The following is a 3,288-nucleotide window of genomic DNA, read 5'->3' on the forward strand; positions in this document are numbered from 1 at the left end:
TATTTAAATGTAATATTGTATTGTCTTACTATCTATTTATAACTCACACACTAACGAGAAAAGGGAACTCTATATGAGTTCCCTTTTCTATTGAAAATTAAAAAACAGAAATATAGCACTATGCTAAATCTCTGTTTTTCTTCTAAACTTTACTTCTCATCTAAGAATTTAAATGTATCTTTAAATTCATTATCTGTTACTTTAATATCCGCTTCTTTCAATAGATCATTGATTACTTGTTGTTTCCATTTACCTGTCGCATCTTGTAGTCTTTGTTGTTCTAAATCTTTTCGAATCGAATCTTTCACTTCATCAAATGGTTTCAATTCTTTTTTATCCGTCACTTTTATAATATGATAACCAAAAGATGTTTTTATTGGCTCACTTACTTGTCCTGCATCTAATTTATACGCAGCTTCCTCAAATTCTTTCACAGTTTGACCAGGAGCAAAACCAGCTATTTCTCCGCCCTGTTCCTTTGAACCAGTATCTTCCGAATATTGTTTCGCTAAAGCAGTAAAATCTTCACCATTATTTATTTTCTCCTTTACTTCTTTCGCAGTTTTTTCATCTTTCACTAAAATGTGACTTACCTTCATTTCTGGTTTATGGTTATCTTTCACATCTTTATCTGTGACAGTCGCTCTAATCGCTTTCTCAAGTGCAATTTCTGGCTTCATTCTCTCTTTTAATTCATCTTCATTTTTTAATCCTACTTGCTCTAAAGCAACTTTAAACTTGTCACCCATTTGTTCCTTCGCTGCTTCTACTTGTTTTTTAGCTTCTTCATCTGAAACTTCATATTTATCTAGCAATGCCTTATTTAACATCATTTGAGATAAAGTACTTTTTCCATATGTTTGCCTTAATTCTTTACTTAACTCTTTCTCTGTCACGTTTCCTACTTTTGATGTTGCAACATTTTCTGAGGAACCACACGCAGACAATGTTAGCGCCACACATGTAATAATAGTTCCCATAAATAGTTTTTTCTTTTTCAATTCAAATACCTCACTTTGATAAATGTATATTAGGAACTATACAGCGCTATTGTGAAATTAATGTGTTTTCCGCAAGTATTTCTCTTCATGTCAGAGACAAGCTTTATTAAATACAAAAGCCGGCATGAAGCCGACTTTTTAACATCATTTAATCTGTACATGTTCTTCTTTGATCCATTTGTTCCCACCTATATCTACATAGCCATCTTGACGATTCCAAATACGATAAGGGACCTTCCCATCAACCGCACCTGTATCATTCCCGTTTGGTCCATCATGCGTTCTAATTTCATATCCAGGTGTGTATTTTGAATATGCATAAAACCATTGCACATTAAAATGCTCTAACTTAGCCCATTGTTGTTCACTACCTAAACAAATCATATCTTTTTCGCCACCTCCCCAATAACCTTTATAGATTAAATATGGGATTTTTTTCGTAATCCTTCCTGTAAACTGTGGGTTCGCAGGATTTTCATATAAATTAATGCCGTATCCATCATTATATTTTGAAACTGCAATACCAATTCCATTTGGTTGCTTACTATCTCCAATACTAGATTGATTTGTTTGATTTGAACCTATAAACCAAGAAAGATCTTTATTCCCAATCAATTGATTCAAATCACATTTTCCAATACCAGAAACATTTCCTGAATCAGTATATTGCCAAATGTCACAAGGATATGCTGGTTTATTCCCACCGTAACGAGGAATCCAAATAAAATCAGCATCAATATTGCGCGCTCCAAATGATACATACGTGTGATGTCCTACGTATAAACCAATTTTTTTTGCACCTAATCGGCGTAATTCATCAATAAATGCTTGAGTCCCGCCTTCCATATCTACCATTGTTTGAACTTCTACATCTGCCACCCAAAATTTAGCGGTTTTATCACCACGATTCCAAAAATCTTGCGCTTCTTTTTTTGCATCTGAAATAGATATAAAACGGCAAAATGCATAATTCCCAAATGGAATACTACGTTTCTTCATTTCTTTTACATAACTTTGATACATAAAATCGACCGTATTTGAACCATCTTGAACTCTAGCAATAACTAAATCTAGCTGAGACGCTGCAATATCCCAATTAATATTTCCATTCCATTTCGAAATATCTACAATATAACCCATTACTAATCAACTCCTTTTTATTATCTTATTCAAAGCTTGTATTATTGCTAGACCCATATGCCTAATAGCAAGCTTCTATAAGACAAATAAATATATTTTCATCATTTTTTAAAACTAAATAATTTCTTTTTATCCATAATAAACAAGTTCTTCTTTTTTACATTTGTAAACGATAGACTTACGTTTATTTCACACTAAATATTGGGATAAAATTATAAATAATGTACATACTATATATAAGCAATTTTTGCTTATACTCATGAATGACCTCCAAGATTTTTTCAATCTCCCTGTAAAAAGGCAGCTAAAAAAAGCTGCCTTTTTACAATTTATTATATAGAGACAAGTTACTTACCGCTTATTCCCTCGTATTAGTCTGTTTTTAAGCTTTTTATAAACATGATATATATTTTTTTACAACACTATTTTGATACGTACTAGAAATTACATCAACTCATACAGTATATGTAATAATCAACTACAATAAAAATTACATATTATATTAATATGTCTTCCTAATTAAAAGGAAATAAACATATAACCCCTGTTATGTAAGGAGTTTATTTAATGAGAAAAATCCCTATCGTATTCAAAGTTCCCCCGAATTCAAAGCTAAAAGTTACATTCTACGGTCCTTGTAACGAAGTAATTACAAATGTATCTTTAATTAATCAACTACTCACCCCTACCTGCCAAACTGTATCTCAATATCCAGACTTTAAGAAATATATAATTGAAGTCCGATCATTATCAAATTGTTAATCGTATAATTTTATGGTTTATCATTTCGAACAGTACGATAACAAAATAGTAAAAAGAGCCGCATCTTTCAAAAGAAACGGCTCTTTTTCATTTCACAAAAACATGACTTCATTAAAAAACTAAAATAACTCATTAATTGATATTCTATTGATATTTTGTTGATATTTTACACATATTAATGAAATGAGCATATATTATCGTATGGAGATTCTCCACTCATAAAACCTATCTTTTTTTGAGCATACTTTATTTGTATGCTCTTTTTTTATTCTTTACTTAACGGATTATCTTGTTAACATTTCCAAATATCCACCTAAATAAACATTGAATATTTCAAATTTCTCCTTATTATGCACTATGAATATAAGTTTAATAATTTATCTGT

The 3,288-nt window shown here is 30.8% G+C and carries 3 protein-coding genes; 1 reads left to right on the forward strand and 2 read right to left on the reverse strand.

Annotation, left to right across the window (positions count from 1 at the left end):
* Positions 1-149 precede the first annotated feature (149 nt).
* Positions 150-1,001 (reverse strand): peptidylprolyl isomerase PrsA, encoded by an 852-nt coding sequence (locus tag V7038_RS23565; protein ID WP_002200592.1) that lies wholly within the window; start codon positions 999-1,001, stop codon positions 150-152.
* Positions 1,002-1,145: 144 nt separating this feature from the next.
* A complete protein-coding gene (locus tag V7038_RS23570) occupies positions 1,146-2,141 on the reverse strand; it encodes a glycoside hydrolase family 25 protein (RefSeq protein WP_070146486.1) in 996 nt (331 codons plus the stop codon).
* Between the two features lie 567 nt (positions 2,142-2,708).
* On the opposite strand from V7038_RS23570, the gene V7038_RS23575 reads away from it, so the two are divergent.
* A complete protein-coding gene (locus tag V7038_RS23575; protein ID WP_081338478.1) occupies positions 2,709-2,903 on the forward strand; it encodes a hypothetical protein in 195 nt (64 codons plus the stop codon).
* Positions 2,904-3,288: the final 385 nt, after the last annotated feature.

Origin of the sequence: Bacillus sp. JJ783 (assembly GCF_036963225.1) — a bacterium.
Taxonomy (GTDB): domain Bacteria; phylum Bacillota; class Bacilli; order Bacillales; family Bacillaceae_G; genus Bacillus_A; species Bacillus_A cereus_U.

What these genes read in the sequence shown, in the direction of transcription:
- V7038_RS23570 (WP_070146486.1), bottom strand. Translation starts at nt 2,141, where the DNA reads ATGGGTTATATTGTAGATATTTCGAAATGGAATGGAAATATTAATTGG.
- V7038_RS23575 (WP_081338478.1), top strand. Translation starts at nt 2,709, where the DNA reads ATGAGAAAAATCCCTATCGTATTCAAAGTTCCCCCGAATTCAAAGCTA.